Source organism: Klebsiella sp. K5-204 (assembly GCF_030128585.1).
GTDB lineage: Bacteria > Pseudomonadota > Gammaproteobacteria > Enterobacterales > Enterobacteriaceae > Klebsiella > Klebsiella quasipneumoniae.
In genome coordinates, this window is the sequence record NZ_JAKUZS010000010.1 from 56,188 (window position 1) to 72,249 (window position 16,062).

16 protein-coding genes and 1 pseudogene are annotated in these 16,062 nt (G+C 57.7%); 14 read left to right on the forward strand and 3 right to left on the reverse strand.

The genetic code is table 11. The features are described 5' to 3' along the window. Positions 1-17 precede the first annotated feature (17 nt). A complete protein-coding gene (locus tag MKR05_RS23160) occupies positions 18-164 on the reverse strand; it encodes a hypothetical protein (RefSeq protein WP_044525291.1) in 147 nt (48 codons plus the stop codon). Between MKR05_RS23160 and MKR05_RS23165 the strand changes: the two genes are divergently transcribed. The 5 genes from MKR05_RS23165 to MKR05_RS23185 all read left to right on the forward strand — a co-directional run bounded on the left by MKR05_RS23165 (position 142) and on the right by MKR05_RS23185 (position 5,026). Continuing rightward, complete coding sequence (locus MKR05_RS23165; RefSeq protein ID WP_023291858.1) at positions 142-1,581, forward strand: amidohydrolase family protein; 1,440 nt, start codon at positions 142-144, stop codon at positions 1,579-1,581. The genes MKR05_RS23160 and MKR05_RS23165 overlap by 23 nt on opposite strands. Before the next feature lie 10 nt (positions 1,582-1,591). Continuing rightward, positions 1,592-1,984 (forward strand): RidA family protein, encoded by a 393-nt coding sequence (locus MKR05_RS23170; RefSeq protein ID WP_004204205.1) that lies wholly within the window; start codon positions 1,592-1,594, stop codon positions 1,982-1,984. A 102-nt stretch (positions 1,985-2,086) separates the two neighbouring features. Further along, positions 2,087-3,571 carry a sodium:solute symporter family protein gene (locus MKR05_RS23175; protein ID WP_004886423.1) on the forward strand — a complete coding sequence of 495 codons (1,485 nt, stop codon included), beginning with the start codon at positions 2,087-2,089 and terminating at the stop codon, positions 3,569-3,571. Next, positions 3,568-4,440, forward strand: a complete 873-nt coding sequence (locus MKR05_RS23180; RefSeq protein WP_087824310.1) for a 2-dehydro-3-deoxygalactonokinase — start codon at positions 3,568-3,570, stop codon at positions 4,438-4,440. The genes MKR05_RS23175 and MKR05_RS23180 overlap by 4 nt, the downstream gene beginning before the upstream one ends. After that, positions 4,427-5,026, forward strand: coding sequence for a 2-dehydro-3-deoxy-6-phosphogalactonate aldolase (locus MKR05_RS23185; protein ID WP_023291861.1), 600 nt, complete (start codon positions 4,427-4,429; stop codon positions 5,024-5,026). The genes MKR05_RS23180 and MKR05_RS23185 overlap by 14 nt, the downstream gene beginning before the upstream one ends. Here MKR05_RS23185 and MKR05_RS23190 read toward each other — a convergent pair. Further along, positions 5,023-5,886 carry a MurR/RpiR family transcriptional regulator gene (locus MKR05_RS23190; protein ID WP_032429092.1) on the reverse strand — a complete coding sequence of 288 codons (864 nt, stop codon included), beginning with the start codon at positions 5,884-5,886 and terminating at the stop codon, positions 5,023-5,025. The two genes, MKR05_RS23185 and MKR05_RS23190, sit on opposite strands and share 4 nt — an antisense overlap. A gap of 70 nt (positions 5,887-5,956) precedes the next feature. Continuing rightward, positions 5,957-6,490 carry a GNAT family N-acetyltransferase gene (locus MKR05_RS23195; protein ID WP_023291863.1) on the reverse strand — a complete coding sequence of 178 codons (534 nt, stop codon included), beginning with the start codon at positions 6,488-6,490 and terminating at the stop codon, positions 5,957-5,959. 32 nt (positions 6,491-6,522) lie between these two features. Here MKR05_RS23195 and MKR05_RS23200 point away from each other — a divergent pair. The 9 genes and pseudogenes from MKR05_RS23200 (at position 6,523) to MKR05_RS23240 (ending at position 16,056) form a co-directional block, all read left to right on the forward strand. Beyond that, a pseudogene (locus tag MKR05_RS23200) lies at positions 6,523-7,379 on the forward strand (GNAT family N-acetyltransferase). A 99-nt stretch (positions 7,380-7,478) separates the two neighbouring features. After that, on the forward strand, positions 7,479-10,244 hold the full coding sequence (locus MKR05_RS23205) for a sigma 54-interacting transcriptional regulator (RefSeq protein WP_080820753.1): 2,766 nt from the start codon (positions 7,479-7,481) through the stop codon (positions 10,242-10,244). Positions 10,245-10,343: 99 nt separating this feature from the next. After that, complete coding sequence (locus MKR05_RS23210) at positions 10,344-10,766, forward strand: PTS sugar transporter subunit IIA (protein ID WP_023291866.1); 423 nt, start codon at positions 10,344-10,346, stop codon at positions 10,764-10,766. Between the two features lie 14 nt (positions 10,767-10,780). After that, complete coding sequence (locus MKR05_RS23215) at positions 10,781-11,251, forward strand: PTS sugar transporter subunit IIB (protein ID WP_023291867.1); 471 nt, start codon at positions 10,781-10,783, stop codon at positions 11,249-11,251. A 16-nt stretch (positions 11,252-11,267) separates the two neighbouring features. Next, entirely contained in the window at positions 11,268-12,047 is a 780-nt protein-coding gene (locus tag MKR05_RS23220) for a PTS mannose/fructose/sorbose/N-acetylgalactosamine transporter subunit IIC (RefSeq protein ID WP_023291868.1), read from the forward strand. Then, the gene (locus MKR05_RS23225) at positions 12,025-12,876 is read left to right on the forward strand and encodes a PTS system mannose/fructose/sorbose family transporter subunit IID (protein ID WP_023291869.1); all 852 of its coding nucleotides are present in this window, start codon (positions 12,025-12,027) and stop codon (positions 12,874-12,876) included. Before MKR05_RS23220 ends, MKR05_RS23225 begins: the two co-directional genes overlap by 23 nt. A 12-nt stretch (positions 12,877-12,888) precedes the next feature. After that, a complete protein-coding gene (locus MKR05_RS23230; RefSeq protein ID WP_101978431.1) occupies positions 12,889-13,950 on the forward strand; it encodes an SIS domain-containing protein in 1,062 nt (353 codons plus the stop codon). Positions 13,951-13,967: 17 nt separating this feature from the next. After that, positions 13,968-14,978 (forward strand): SIS domain-containing protein, encoded by a 1,011-nt coding sequence (locus tag MKR05_RS23235; RefSeq protein WP_171005080.1) that lies wholly within the window; start codon positions 13,968-13,970, stop codon positions 14,976-14,978. Between the two features lie 133 nt (positions 14,979-15,111). Further along, a complete protein-coding gene (locus tag MKR05_RS23240) occupies positions 15,112-16,056 on the forward strand; it encodes an Rpn family recombination-promoting nuclease/putative transposase (protein WP_072422418.1) in 945 nt (314 codons plus the stop codon). The last annotated feature ends 6 nt before the right edge of the window (positions 16,057-16,062 follow it).

The following is a 16,062-nucleotide window of genomic DNA, read 5'->3' on the forward strand; positions in this document are numbered from 1 at the left end:
GATAATAATGTCTTTAATTAATGATTATTGTTTATTTTGAATAAAAGTATCACAAAATGATCTGGTTTTTGCGTAGTTTTCCACTGTTTTTTGCACTTGTAAATGGTTAACTTGTCGGTATGTCGAAAGGGAGTAATTGCTATGAAAGTTGACTGGCTTTTCAAAAACGTCACGGTGATCGACGGGAGCGGCGGGCCGCAATACCGTGCCGATGTGGCGGTGAAGGGCGACCGAATAATGGCTATCGCTCCGGCGCTTGACGTCGCGGCGGAGCAGGAGATAGATGGTCAAGGGCGGGTGCTGGCGCCTGGCTTTATCGATGTTCACACCCATGACGATATCAACGTCATCCGCATGCCGGAGTATCTGCCTAAGCTCAGCCAGGGGGTGACAACCGTGATCGTCGGCAACTGTGGGATCAGCGCGGCAACCGCCACCATGCGCGGCGAGGTGCCAGACCCGATGAATCTTCTCGGCGAACGACAGCACTTCATCTATCCCACCGTCGAAGCCTACGCCCATGCGGTAGAGGCGGCGCGACCATCGCTTAACGTCGGGACGCTGATTGGGCACACCGCGCTGCGCAATAACCATATGGATGACCTGTTCCGCCCGGCGAGCGAGACGGAAATCGCCGGCATGCGCATACAGTTGCGCGATGCGCTGCGCCAGGGCGCTTTAGGACTGAGCACGGGCCTTGCCTACGCCAGCGCCTTCCAGTCGACCACCGAAGAAGTGATGGCGCTCGCTGAGGAGTTGACGGCAGAGGGGGGAATTTACACCACCCACCTGCGTTCGGAGTTCGAGCCGATTCTGGAGGCGCTCGACGAGGCGTTCCGCATTGGTCGCCACGGCAACGTGCCGGTGGTGGTCTCGCACCATAAGTGCGCCGGCGCGAAAAACTGGGGTCGCACGAAGGAGACGCTGGCTTTCTTCGATGAGATGCGCCAGCGCCAGGAGATCGCCTGTGACTGTTACCCCTATTCCGCCAGCTCGTCGACGCTGGATATGAAGCAGGTCACCGATGAGTTCGATATCGTCATCACCTGGTCGGAAGCACAGCCCGAGCAGGCCGGAAAAACGCTGCAGCAGATCGCCGATGAATGGCAGGTGAGCCTGCACGACGCCGCGGCGCGGCTGATGCCGGCAGGCGCTATTTATTACAACATGGACGAGCAGGACGTACGGCGGGTGCTGGGTTATCCGGTGACCATGATTGGCTCCGACGGGCTGCCGAACGACCCGATGCCGCATCCGCGGCTGTGGGGCGCGTTTCCGCGGGTCCTGGGCCACTACTGCCGCGATGAACGGCTGTTTCCGCTGACTACCGCGATCCACAAAATGACCGGGCTGTCGTCGGCGCGCTTCCAGCTGGCGGATCGTGGGCTGGTAAAAGTGGGCTATTACGCCGACCTGGTGCTGTTTGACCCGCTGACGGTGCGCGATGTCGCCAGTTTCTCCGACCCGAAACGTCCGGCGGACGGTATTGAGGCGGTGATGGTTAACGGCGTGATGAGCTACGGCAGCGACAAAAAGATTATCGGGCGCGCGGGGCGTTTCCTGCGCCGCCGAATGAACTGAGGAGTGAAAAATGAGTATTAAACGTTATGGCGTAGAGGGCGGTACCGGTACCGGCGGGCAGCACCTGCCGTTCGCGCGGGCGGTGGAAGCGGGAGGCTGGCTGTACGTCTCCGGCCAGACGCCGATGAAGGACGGGGAAGTGGTGGAAGGCGGGATTGTCGACCAGTCGCGTCTGGCGATTCAGAACTGCGTAGATATCATGACCGAAGCGGGCTACACCCTGGCCGACGTGGTGCATGTTAAAGTGATCCTCACCGATGCGCGCTATTTTCAGTCTTTCAATAAAGTCTTCCGCGAGTTCTTTGGCGACAACCCGCCTGCCCGCATCTGCTGCGTAGCGGACCTGGTGGTGGATTGTAAAGTCGAAGTGGATGTGACCTGTTATAACGCTTCTCGCGCATAAAAAGTTAGTAACCAGAAATATAAACAGTCATTTTGAGCGCTGAAATAATTCAGCGCTTCGTAGCCTTTTACCTTTACAAAATTAACTGGCAGGATGTGAATTATGAATAGTCATGTCTTTTTAGTCGGCTTTATTATTTACGCGTTGGCCATGATTTGGCTTGGCTGGTACGTGTCCCGTCATCAAAAAAGCGGTGAGGATTTTTTACTCGGCGGCCGTTCTTTGCCGCTGTTCCTGACGCTGGGGTCTACCGTGGCGACTATGGTGGGAACCGGTTCAAGCATGGGCGCTGTCGGCTTCGGCTACAGCAATGGATGGGCCGGGATGCTCTACGGCGTGGGCGGCGCCATCGGTATTTTACTGGTGGCCTGGCTGTTTGCGCCGGTGCGAAAGCTGCGCTTTATGACCATGAGCGAAGAGCTTTCTTATTACACTGGTGGCAGCCATTTAATTAAAAACCTCGTCGGGATAATGATATTTATTGCCTCAATTGGCTGGCTGGGGGCGCATATTCTTGGCGGGAGTATGTATTTAGCCTGGGCGACAGGAATTAATCTGACGGTGGCAAAAATTATTATTGCCATGGCGTTTGCGATTTACGTCATTATCGGCGGTTATTCTGCTGTGGTGTGGACAGACACCATTCAGGCATTAATTCTGTTTTTCGGTTTTATCCTGATGGCGATTCTGGCGGTGGTTCACGTCGGGGGATGGGATGCCATCGTTCAGGCAATGGATCCCAAGGCGATGAGCCTGTTTGCGGTCGATAAGTTGGGGACCATTCCGGCGCTATCGCTGGCGATGGTCATCGGCGTCGGCGTGCTGGCGACCCCTTCCTATCGCCAGCGTATTTACTCGGGAAAAGACGTCTCTTCGGTGCGGCGCTCGTTTGTCTATACCGGCGTGCTGTATCTGTTTTTCTCGGTGCTGCCGGCGATCATCGGCATGGCGGCCTGGACGATGAACCCCAATCTTGAGAACAGTAACTACGCCTTCCTGTTCGCCACCAGCTTCTTACCGGCGATCCTCGGGCTGGTGGTCCTGATTGCCGGACTTTCCGCCACCATGTCTTCGGCCAGCTCCGATGCGATAGCCGCCGTGGCCATCATGATGCGGGATGTCTATACCCTCGTTACCGGAAAAATGCCGCCGGCGCATAAGGCGATAACGCTCTCTCGCTGGATGCTGGCGTTCGTCATCGGCCTGGCGATGATCTTCGCCCTGACCTCGAACGATATCATCAGCTATATCACCAAAATGATCTCCATGCTGATGTCCGGGCTCTTCGTCTGTTCCATTCTCGGCCGCTTCTGGCTGCGCTTTAACTGGCAGGGTGCGCTCACCGCGCTGCTGAGCGGCATGCTGGTGTCTATTGTGGTTCTGGTTAAGGCCGACTGGCTGGCTTACTGGGGCAATCCGTGCATTCCGTCGGTCGTTGGCAGCTTTGTTTCCGCTATTTTTGTCACCGTCATGACGCCAGCCAGCAAAATCAGCCGTCAGCAGGCGCTGGAAATGATTACCCAGGAGCGGGAAGGGGAGGCGATCCCGGCGAAGACGGCGGTGCAGGTCTCAGGAGAAGCACAATGAAGGATTATATTGCCGTCGACTGGGGCTCTACCCAGCTGCGCGGCTGGCTGATTCGCAACGGCCAGTGCGTCGAAACGAAGCAGCTGCCGCTGGGTATTACCCGCCTGAACGGACGATCGCCTGCCGATGTATTCGCGGAGCATTTGGCCCCCTGGCGCGGCTCACAGGCGCTGCCGGTGCTGATGGCCGGGATGATCGGCAGCGACGCGGGCTGGCAGGCGGTGCCGTATCTGGACTGTCCGGCGGCGATCGACGCGCCCGGGCGGCAGCTATGCGCCGTTGCTGAAGGCGTGTGGATTATTCCCGGCCTCAAGATTGAACAGGACCGGGATTTCAACGTGATGCGCGGCGAAGAGACGCAGCTGCTGGGGGCCTGCCAGCTGGCGCCGGCGGAGTGTTACGTGCTGCCGGGCACCCACTGCAAATGGGTCCAGGTGGCGGGCGGCGCGGTGCGTTATTTTGCCACGGCGATGACCGGCGAACTGCATCATCTGCTGATGACGCAATCGCTGATCGGCAAAGGGCTGCCTGCCCAGCAGCCGGACGAGGCGGCGTTTGAACGGGGGCTGGAAAAAGGGCTGGCGCAGCCGTCGCTGATTAGCGAACTGTTTGTCGCCAGGGCCGCCCGGGTGCTGGGCGGTCTGGCGGCGAGCTCGGTCAGCGATTACCTCTCCGGGCTGCTGATTGGCGCGGAGGTGGCGACCCTGGGGCAGCGTTTCCGTGCTTCTGCCGTCACGCTGGTTGGCGACCCGGCGCTGAATGCCCGCTACGGTCGGGCGATGAAGGCGCGCGGAATGACGGTTAACAGCTGCAGTGGCGATGAGGCATTGCTGGCTGGCATGGCGAGGATAATGCATGAACAAGATTAAGCTGGTGGCGATTTTACGCGGCATTCAACCCGCTGAGGCGGCAGATCATATTGAGACGCTAATCAATGCAGGCTTTCGCTATATCGAAATCCCGCTCAATTCGCCAGACTGGCAGCAGAGTATTCCGCAGATGGTTGCGCGGTTTGGCGAGCAGGCGATGATAGGCGCGGGAACGGTACTGCGCGTGGAACAGGTCGATTTTCTCGCTGAGGCCGGGGCGAAGCTTATCGTGACGCCGAATACCCAGCCTGCGGTGATCCGTCAGGCAGTGGCGCACGGAATGCAGGTTTGTGCCGGATGCGCCACCGCGACTGAGGCGTTTAACGCGCTGGATGCCGGGGCGCAGTGGCTGAAGATATTTCCGTCTTCTGCTTTCGGTCCGGACTACATTCGGGCGCTGAAAGCGGTGCTGCCGTCGGAGGTGCCGGTGCTGGCGGTGGGCGGCGTGACGCCGGAGAATCTGGCAACCTGGATGCGGGCTGGGTGCGCCGGAGCCGGCCTGGGCAGCGATCTGTATCGCGCCGGACAGGCCGTGGAACGTACCCGCCTGCAGGCGGAGAGGTTTATCGCCGCTGCCGGTGGCTAGTCGCCAAGAGGCTGGCGATCGACGCCGCCGCGGTGGCTGTCGAGGGCCAGCTTAATACGACGTAATTTGCCTTTTGCCTGAGTTTTGTTGGCCATCGCCAGTTCGGTGGCCAGCACATCGACCATCGCCAGCATCGCATAACGCGAAGTGCTGGGCTTGAAGATATAGTCGTTTTCCCGCACCAGCAGCGGCAGCACCAGATCCGCCTGCTCAGCCAGCGGCGTCCCGGCGGGGGTAATCGCAATGACCTTCGCGCCGTACTGGCTGGCAATCGCCGCGCTCTCGATGATCTCCGGGGTATAGCCGCCCAGAGACAGCACAATCACCACATCCTGCGGCGTCACCGCCGAGCTCATCATGCGTACCAGCAGACCGTCGCTCTGACTGACGACCGGAAGACCAAGACGAAACAGGCGATATTGAATCTCCTGAGCGCAGATGGTTGACCCGCCGCCCATTCCAAGGGCGAGGATCTGCCGCGCTGCACTCAACCAGCTCACCGCACGCTTCAACGCCTCGATATCCAGCGCCCGGCGATTGGTCTCCAGCACGCTGATGATTGACTCATAGATCCCCTGTACGCCTTCGAGGTCCGGAACATCGAGGATAAACCGCTGGCCGACCGCAAGGGATTGCGCAAGCTTCATCTTCAGCTCACGGACGTCTTTACAGCCGAGCGCCCGGGCAAAACGGGTGACCGACGCCTGGCTGGTCTGAGTCAGACGCGCTATCTCGGCGATGGGTAGCTCCGCCGCCGCCGCGACATCATCGAGAATAAACTGCGCGATGCGCTTTTCGGTCGCCGTGAGTTCCACAAAGCGATCGGTAATGCAGGAAATGATATCGATTGACCAGGACATACGGGTATCAACGGGTAAGTTGTGAATGGTACTTTGTACCATATTCCGCCGCTGAAATCAGCGCCGGAGGCTACAGCGCTAAGCGCATGGCGCAGCGCGTTTCCGGCGGCAGGCCATGTTCCGTTTCCAGCTCCCTTTTCGCCGCCAGCCCGGCGGGCAGGGTCAGCTCATCGAGTATGGCGAATCCCAGGCGGGTATAAAACGGCGCATTCCACGGCACTTCGCGGAAGGTGGTGAGGGTCACCGCCGGGTAAGCCATTTGCCGGGCGCGCTCGATAACCTGCTCCAGCAGCATCCGCCCGATGCCCTGATGCTGCCAGGCCTGGTGGACGGCGATTTCGGCGATAAATAAGGCATCGTCGAGCGGTTCGGTAAGAATAAAACCAACCGGCTGCCCGGCGGCCACCGCCAGCAGACTATGTTCCGTTTCCAGATAATCATGATGGCGCGCAACGCTAATCACCTCGCTGTCCGCCAGCCAGGCGAGAGCGGGGATCTGACGAAATGCCTGAGCGGCGGAACGTTCAATGGCCGGCAGAAGGGCGATATCACTCTCCTCGGTCAGGCGTAATCCGGCGCCGGCAGTTATAGTGTTAGTTTTCATCACCTGAGCATAGCAGCCTTCGGGAGAAAAATATGGATCTGACCGCCGTTCCCGCCACGCAGTTCAGCAGCGTGCAGTTAACGGATATTCTTAACGCCTGTTTTGAAGCCTATCTGGTACCGGTGACCCAGTCGGTGGAGGGATTTGTTCAGCGCTTTAGCGCCGAGGGGATGAGCCTGATCGATTCCCGCGTCTGGCTGGCCGGAGATGAACCGGCGGCGATCGCGATCGTCGCGCGTCGGGGGAATATGGCTCGCCTGGCGGCCTTTGCCCTGCGCCCGGCCTGGCGGCCTTTGCCCTGCGCCCGGCCTGGCGCGGCAAAGGTCTTGGGCGGAAATTGATGCAGGAGCTGCTGACGTTTCTGCAGCAGCAGGAGATCGAGACGGTTTCCCTGGAGGTGATCCGCGATAACCACGCGGCCGTCGCGCTGTATCAGTCGTTAGGCTTTACGCGGCGCTATGGGCTCTGCGGCTACCTGAGCGCAGAGCCTCTGGCTGCGGCGCCTGGCGTGTTACAGCCTTATCCGATCCTGGCACTGCTTCGACGCGCCGTTGAGGAGAGTAACAGTCAGCTCCCCTGGCTGATGGATCCGCTTACCTTCGCCACCCTGCCATGCCGCGTCGTGACCCTGGAACAGCGCGCCTTCGCGGTACTGAGCACCTCGGGCTCACGGCCTGTACTGCAGTTTTTATGGGTGGAACCCGCCGCCCGTCGCCAGGGGCTGGCGCAGGCGCTGCTGATGGCGCTGGCGCAGCAGTTCCCGGGGATCGGCACGTCGGTGACGGTCCCGGAAACCTTTACGCCGCTGTTTGCCGCGGCGGGGTATGCGCCGCTATCGCTGCAGCAGTATGAAATGACGATGGAGTGTGCGGCAGCGAAGTCCGCTTAGGCGGGAGTGTGCGCTGGGCCGCAAAAAACAGCACGGGGCGTCGATAAGCCTCTCTTTTGCCGCATCATATCTCTTCGTAATGGCGACGAGGGGGATGTAATGCGTAAAACGGAACTGTTGGCTTTTTTGCAAAATCAGACCGATTTTTTCGATCCGGATAACCTGAGCGACGTTTTTACCGCCAGCTGGCTGGCTCAGCGTTTCGCGATGCAAAGAAATACCGCCAGCCACTATCTCAATCAGCTGGTCGCCCAGGACGTGCTGGTGAAGATCAACACCCGGCCGGTCTATTTTCTGCATAAAAAAGCCTTCTGCCAGCAGTTCTTCCCCCTTTCCCGCAGCGAGTACGCCAGCATGGCGGAGCTGCTCGCGGAGAGTGACCGCCAGCCGGAACAGGCGGACCATTTTTCGTTGCTGACCGGGCATGACGGCAGCCTGCGTAAACCGATTGAGCAGATGAAAACCGCGCTGTTTTATCCCAACGGCGGCCTGCCGTTACTGATCGTCGGCGACAGCGGAACCGGCAAAAGCTATATGGCGGAGCTGATGCACGAGTTCGCGATCGCCCAGGGCCTGCTGGCGCCCGATGCGCCCTTTGTCAGCTTCAACTGCGCGCAATATGCCAGTAACCCGGAGCTGCTGGCCGCCAACCTGTTTGGCTATGTCAAAGGCGCGTTTACCGGCGCGCAGAGCGATAAAGCCGGGGCGTTCGAGGCGGCAAACGGCGGGATGCTGTTTCTCGACGAGGTCCATCGACTGGATGCTCAGGGGCAGGAGAAGCTCTTCACCTGGCTGGACCGCAAGGAGATCTACCGGGTGGGAGAGACCGCCCATGGCCTGCCGATTTCCCTGCGGCTGGTGTTTGCCACTACCGAAGATATTCACAGCACGTTTCTGACCACCTTTCTTCGTCGTATTCCGATCCTGGTCAGCTTGCCCGATCTTCAACAGCGTAGCCGCGAGGAGAAGGAGGCGCTAACGCTGCAGTTTTTCTGGCAGGAGGCGCGGACGCTTGCCGCCAGGCTGCAGCTCACGCCGCGGCTTTTGCAGGTTCTGACGCAGTACGTTTATCGAGGCAACGTCGGCGAGCTGAAGAATGTGGTGAAGTACGCCGTTGCATCGGCCTGGGCCAGGTCTCCGGGCAGCGAGATGCTGACCGTGACGCTGCACGATCTGCCGGAAAATATCATGGCGGCGACGCCGGCGCTCAGTGAAGCCATGGGCCAGAAGGAGCCGCTGCTTATCGAGCCGCAGACCAGCCTGGTCTGGCTGCTGCGGGCGCGCGATCCGGTTCAGGGGCTGATCCATGACGTTCAGTGTCGGATTCTGGCGCTGTATGAAGCAGTGCTAAATAAAAAAACGGTCTGGGAAGAGGCGCAAAGAAGCATGGGGGAGGAGATTGAAACCCTCTTCGATCGGCTGATCTTTGATAACCAGGATGCCAGTAGCTCGCAGATGTTGCTGCTGATCGCCCATCAGGTGCGGGAGGAGTATTATCGCCTGGAAAAACGCTTCAATATCCAGTTTAACGGCAACTGTCTCTACGCCCTGAGCCACTACCTGATCCATCGCTCCCGTCAGGCGGCGTCCACGATGAGCAATGAGAAAATCCGTCTGCTGGCGGATTTTCTGGCAAACAAATTCCCGCTGCTGTATCGCTTTTGCGAAGCGATCCTCGACGCGCTGGCGCTGAAGCTGGATATTGAGCCCCGGCGTATTGACCTGCTGTTGCTGGTGCTGTGGTTCCAGAAAAACGGCGCTATCAGCCAGCAGCAGGTGACCCGCGCGATTATTCTCGCTCACGGTTACGCCACCGCCAGCAGCATCGCCAGCGTGGCGAACCGCTTGCTGAAAAGCCCGCTGTTTGAGTCATTCGACATGCCGCTCGACGTGACGCCGGAGGCTATCGCTAATCAGGTGATGGCGTATATTGAGCGCCACGCGCTGGCGTCAGGGCTGATCATTCTGGTCGATATGGGATCGCTGAACGCTATTCACAGCCATTTTAATCGTCGCCTGAATACGCCGGTGGCGATTATTAACAATGTCTCCACCGGCATGGCGATGTACGTCGGGGAGCGGATTTTACACGGCGATATGCTGGAAGATATCGTCCGCGAGATCGGCGACGATCTGGCGGTTGAGCACCAGCTCTATTACCCGCAGACCGATAAACCGCGGGCGATTTTGACCACCTGCGCCACCGGTCTGGGCGCTGCGGCGAACCTGTCGGCGCTGTTAAAAGCCAGCATCCCTGAAGCGCTCGGCGTTGATATTGTAGCCTGCGATATGGAGACCCTGGCCGACCCCGCGCGGCGGGAGCCGATGCTCAGCCGCTACGACGTGCTGGCGATCGTCGGCACCCTCGATCCGCATCTTGCCGATCTCCCGTGGATCTCGCTGGATTCGCTGATCTCGGGGGAGGGAAGTCGCCCGCTAATGCGTATCTTCGGCGAACTGGCGACAGCGGAGCAGGTCAGCGAGATCAACAACCTGATCCTGAAAAACTTCTCGCTGCGGCGGGTGATCGAGTCGGTGACGATCCTCGATACCGCGAAGGTGATCAACCAGGTTGAGCAGTTTTTGCTGCGCTATGAGCATTTGGCCGGGTACGAGGTGCCCAACGAACGTAAGGTGGCGCTGTATGTGCATATCAGCTGTCTGATAGAGCGGTTAATTCGCCACGCTTCCCCAACCCATTATGCGGGAAGGCAGTGTCCGGAGCGCGAGCTGGCGACGCTGCGCGAGGCCTTTAGTGTCATAGAGAGCGGATATAGTGTCAAAATCCCCGCCGTAGAACTGTACTACATTCACGATATTCTGACGCGCGAAACGGAATTTATTCAGGAAGATCAAGAGTTTTAACGCTTCTCTCCCTTTTGTCCTTACGTTAGCCGACGCGCCACTGTTTCTGGCACGTCGGTTGCAATTAAGAAAGCAGTGGAATGCGCTTTCGAGGTAAGGATGAAACGACACTATATTTTTGCCAGCCACGGCACCTTTGCTAACGGTTTGTTGAACTCTGTGGAGCTGATCCTCGGTAAACAGCCGGATATTCATACTCTGTGCGCCTATGTAGAAGAGGAGGTCGATCTGACGCAGCAGGTGGAGGCGCTGCTGGCGCGTTTCCCGGCGCAGGATGAGCTGATAGTGATTACGGATATTTTCGCCGGTAGCGTGAATAATGAGTTTGTGCGTTTTTTATCGCGCCCGCACTTCCATTTATTGTCCGGGTTAAATCTACCATTAATTATTGATCTGCTTATTTCTGCAGCGGAAGATAATACCGAAAAATTAATTTCTGAAGCATTAATCAACGCCAAAGAGAGCATTCAGTACTGCAATCAGACTATTGCCGGGGCGATGACTATGGATAAAGACTTCTGAAATGAGGATGCATGATGATTACGTTATTAAGGGTTGACCATCGATTACTTCACGGCCAGGTAGCCTTTTCCTGGACCCAATATGTCGGCGCCGATTGTATTTTAATCGCCAACGACAGTGTCCCTGAGGATGAACTGCGGAAAACCACCATTAAGCTAGCTAAACCACCCTCGGTGAAGCTGGTGATTAAAAATATAAATGATTCTATTGAGGCGATAAAAAGCGGGGTTACCGATAAATATAATTTATTTATTGTTGTGGAATCGGTCAATGACGCCTGGCGTATTGCCAGCGCTGTTGAGGACATAAAAAGTATTAATCTCGGCGGGATTAAAGCCAAAGAGGGCAGTAAAAATATCTCTAAGGCGATTAATTTATTGCCGGAGGAAATAGAGCAGTTGCAACAACTGGTGGGCAAAGGCGTCGAGGTGGAGATTCGCCAGGTCCCGAACGATCGCAAACAGCTTTTTACGGAATGCGTGTGATTCCGGAGGACAGATTATGGTAGAGGCTCTCTTACTGGGTCTGGTGGCGTTTATCGCGCAATCGGAATATGCCTTAGGGACGTCGCTGATTTCCCGGCCTATCGTCACCGGGCTACTGACCGGTCTGGTGCTGGGGGATGTGCAGACCGGCGTCATTATGGGCGCGACGCTGGAGCTGGCGTTTATCGGTTCGTTCTCCGTTGGCGCCTCGATCCCGCCCGACGTGGTGACCGGCGGTATTCTCGGCGTGGCGTTCGCCATCACCTCCGGCGCGGGCACGGAAACGGCGCTGTTACTCGGCCTGCCTATCGCCACCCTGACCCTGATCCTGAAAAACGTTTATCTGGGGATGTTTATACCGCTGCTCAGCCAGAAAGCGGACGGCTATGCGGAACGGGCGGATACGCGCGGCATTGAGCGGATGCATCTGATTGCCGGATTCGGCCTGTCGCTGATGCTTGCCACGGTGGTGACCGTCTCATTCCTGGTGGGCAGCAACGCGGTGAAATCCCTGCTCGATACGATCCCGGAATTTATTAAACACGGACTCAGCGTGGCCACCGGGATCATTCCGGCTCTCGGCTTCGCGATGCTCGCCAGGTTGCTGATTAACAAGAAGGTGGCGCCGTACTTTTTCCTCGGCTTTGTACTGATGGCCTATTTGAAAATCCCGGTGACCGGTATCGCCATTCTCGGCGCCATCGTGGCGGTGGTGATGGTTAATGTCACCGCATTGAGCGCACCTCGTACCACGACAGAACAAGGAGTCAGCGATGACGACGAAGATGATTTCTGAAGAGACCCTGCAGCCGCAGGAGCAGGAAGAAGCGCGAATTACGCCGCGTGATTTACGCCGGGTGTTCTGGCGCTCCTTCCAGATGGAGTTCTCGTGGAACTATGAGCGACAGATGAATCTCGCCTTTGTTTACGCGCTGATCCCGGTGCTGAAGAAGCTCTATCCGCGCAAAGAGGAGCTGGCCGGGGCGCTGAAACGCCATCTGGTGTTCTTCAATACCACGCCGCATATCGTCACCCTGCTGCTGGGGATCACGACGGCGATGGAGGAGAAAAACAGCCAGCAGAAAAATATGGATGCCAACGCGATTGATAACGTCAAAGCCTCGCTGATGGGTCCGCTGGCCGGGCTGGGAGACTCCTTCTTCTGGGGAACGCTGCGCCTGATCGCCACCGGCATCGGCACCAGTCTGGCGCTAAAGGGCAATATTCTCGGGCCGATCCTGTTTCTGCTGGTGTTTAACGTGCCGCACATTCTGGTGCGCTGGTGCTTTACCCGCTGGGGCTACGTGCTGGGCACTGGGGTGCTGCAGCGGATCCAGAAGAGCGGAATGATGGAGAGCCTGACCTACGGGGCGTCGATTATCGGCCTGATGGTGGTCGGGGCGATGACCGCCTCAATGATCGATATCACCATCCCTGTCTCCTTCGGGGCCGGGGAGGCCAAAACTCAGGTGCAGGACATCATCAACGACATTCTGCCCTGCATGCTGCCGCTGGTGAGTTTCGGCATCGTCTACTGGCTGCTGGGGCGGAAGGTTAAACCGCTCTCTATTATCGGCGGAATGGCGCTGGTGGGCATTCTGGGTTCGTGGATCGGATTGTTTTAACGGGAGTGAGCTATGCGACCAACAATGATGACCTATATCAGCGAAGAGCCGGCCTGTCTGGCGCAGATCCTACGCGACTACCGGCACAAGCTGGCGGCGATTGAGACCTTCGCCCGCCAGCAGCCGGTGCGGCGTATTTTGCTGCTGGCGACCGGATCGTCGCTGAATGCCGCGCTTTGCGCGCGCTATTTCTTTGAACAACGCTTTGGCGTGCTGGTGGACATTAAAGAGCCGTACAACTTTACCCATTACGAAACTATCGACCCGCATACCGATCTGGTGGTGGCGATTTCACAGAGCGGAAAAAGCGCGTCGACGCTGGAGGCGATGCGTAAGGTACAGGCCTCAGGACTGCCGGTATTTGCCCTGACCTCCGATCCGCAAAGCCCGACCGGGCGGGCCTGCGATGGCGTTCTGGATATCAATACCGGGATCGAGAGCGTAGGGTTTGTCACCCGCGGCTTTAGCGCGACAGTGCTCAATCTGCTGCTGATAGCGCTGATGATTGCTCGCAGCCAGGGGAAGGCCAGTGAAGCCGAGGAGCAGCACTATCTTGCCGAATTCCAGCGACTGGCGGCGGCGATCCCGGAGGTCATCGCCCGCACTTCGCGCTTTATCGACCGGCATAGCGAAACGCTGCGGCGCGGCGAGCGCTTTGTCGCCACCGGCTATGGCGCGCTGGTTGGCGTGGCGAAAGAGTTCGAAACCAAATTTACCGAGACGGTGCGGGTACCTTCCAGCGGCTTTGAGCTGGAAGCCTATATGCACGGCCCCTATCTGGAAGCCAATGCCCGCCATGTGATGCTGTTTATGGAAGACTCGCCGGACGCGCGAACCCGGGCGCTGCGCGACTATATGGCGCCGTCCATTGCCCGCGCCTTTACCCTGACGCTGGGGGACGAAGAGGATGAACAAACGCTGGCGCTTAACTGCCCGTGCGAGCATCACCTGGCGCCGCTGCTGCTGATTGTCCCAGTGCAGATGCTCGCCTGGCATACCGCCGGGCTAAAAGGCATCGATCTGGCGATACGTATTTTCGACGATTTTGACCGCGTATTAAAAAGTAAAATCTGATTATTCAGGAGAAAACTATGTTGGGTTTTAATCAGGACGAGTACCTGACCAGTGCTCGCGAGATCATCGCTGCGCGTAAACAGGCTGAAACCGTGGCCGACGCTATTTATGACAGCGGCTGCAGCGCGTTATTTTTCGCCTCGGTAGGCGGTTCTTTAGCTCCGATGATGGCAGTTAATGAGTTTGCCAAAGAATTAACCAGCGTGCCGGTTTATCTTGAGCAGGCGGCGGAATTAATTCATCGCGGGCATAAAAAATTAAATAAAGATGCAGTGGTGGTGACGTTATCCAAATCCGGCGATACCAAAGAGTCGGTGGCCATTGCCGAATGGTGCAAGGCGCAGGGGATACGCGTGGTAGCCATTACCCGTCATGCCGATTCGCCATTGGCTGCCGCCGCCAGCTGGCATATTCCGATGTGCCACAAAAATGGCGTGGAATATGAATATATGCTGCTGTACTGGTTATTCTTTCGGGTCATTTATCGTCACGGCGAGTTTGCGGATTATGCGCGTTTTGCCAGCCAGCTCGAGTTGCTGCCGGAAAATCTTCTGCAGGCCAAACGCCAGTTCGATCCCCAGGCGGACAGCATTGCCGCGCAATACCATGACAGCGACTATATGATGTGGATTGGCGGCGCGGAAATGTGGGGTGAGGTCTACCTGTTCTCGATGTGTATTCTCGAAGAGATGCAGTGGAAGCGGACCAAGTCGGTAAGCTCGGCTGAATTTTTCCACGGTACTCTGGAGCTGCTGGAAAAAGAGGTCCCGCTGTTTCTGGTGAAGGGCGAGGGGAAATGCCGGACGCTGGACGAGCGCGTCGAACGCTTTGCCGAAAAGATAACTGACCATCTGGTGGTGATCGACCCGCGCGACTATCCGCTGAACGGCATTGATGATGCGTTCCGCTGGATTATGGCGCCGTGCGTGGTGTCTACTCTGTTGGTGGACCGGCTGGCGGCCCACTTTGAGCACCATACCGGCCACGACCTGAATATCCGCCGTTATTACCGGCAGTTTGATTACTAAATCTTGCCTATGGCGGCCAGTCAGACTGGCCGCTCCGCTATTCTCCGAGGCGCTTCCCAGAAAATCATCGTTAAAACCAACCGGTTAAAAACCGGTGGTAGAGTCCGGCTTTCCTTCTCTTTCAGGCAAGCGGATGGCCATGAAAAAACGAATAACCGCCACGCCGCATGATGCGGTGTTTAAACGATTTCTTCGCCACCCGGAGACGGCGAATGATTTTCTCATGCTCTATCTTCCCGAAGCGATCCGCCAGCGGTGCGATTTCGCTACTCTGAGGCTGCAATCGGCGAGCTTTATCGATGAGGATCTACGCGCCTGGTATTCGGACGTGCTGTGGTCGGTGCAAACCACCTGCGGGGCAGGATATATTTACGTGGTGATAGAGCATCAGAGCTCGCCGGATAATCATATGGCTTTTCGTCTAATGCGCTATGCGATTGCCGCGATGCAGCGACACCTCGACGCCGGGCACAAAACGCTGCCGCTGGTGGTGCCGATGCTTTTTTATCATGGCGCAACCAGTCCGTATCCTTTTTCCCTCAACTGGCTAGATGAATTTGCCGACCCGCAGCTGGCGAAGAGGCTGTACGGCAGTCAGTTTCCATTGATCGACGTCACGGTCATGCCGGACGATGAAATCGTACAGCATCGGCGGGTCGCCCTGCTGGAGCTGATGCAAAAGCATATTCGCCAGCGCGATCTCAGCGGCATAACGGAGTCGTTGGCGGCCGTGGTGATGCTGGGATACACTAATCCCCGGCAGTTGAGAATGCTGTTTCACTATATGCTGCAGTACGGTAACACGGCCGAGCCGGGCGTGTTTCTCCGCCGGCTGGCCCGCCGTCTGCCACAGTATGAGGAGACATTGATGTCTATCGCGCAAAAGCTTAAGCAGGAAGGTCGGCATGAGGGCCGACAGGAGGGGCGCCTGGAAGGGCGCCTTGAGGGCTTACAGGAAGGGAGCCGGCGTGAGGCGCTGCGCATTGCCGGCAGCATGTTACAGAATGGCCTCGACAAAGAGACGGTACAGAAAATTACCGGACTGTCGGCTGACGACCTCAAGCCGCTGTTTTGTTAACACCCT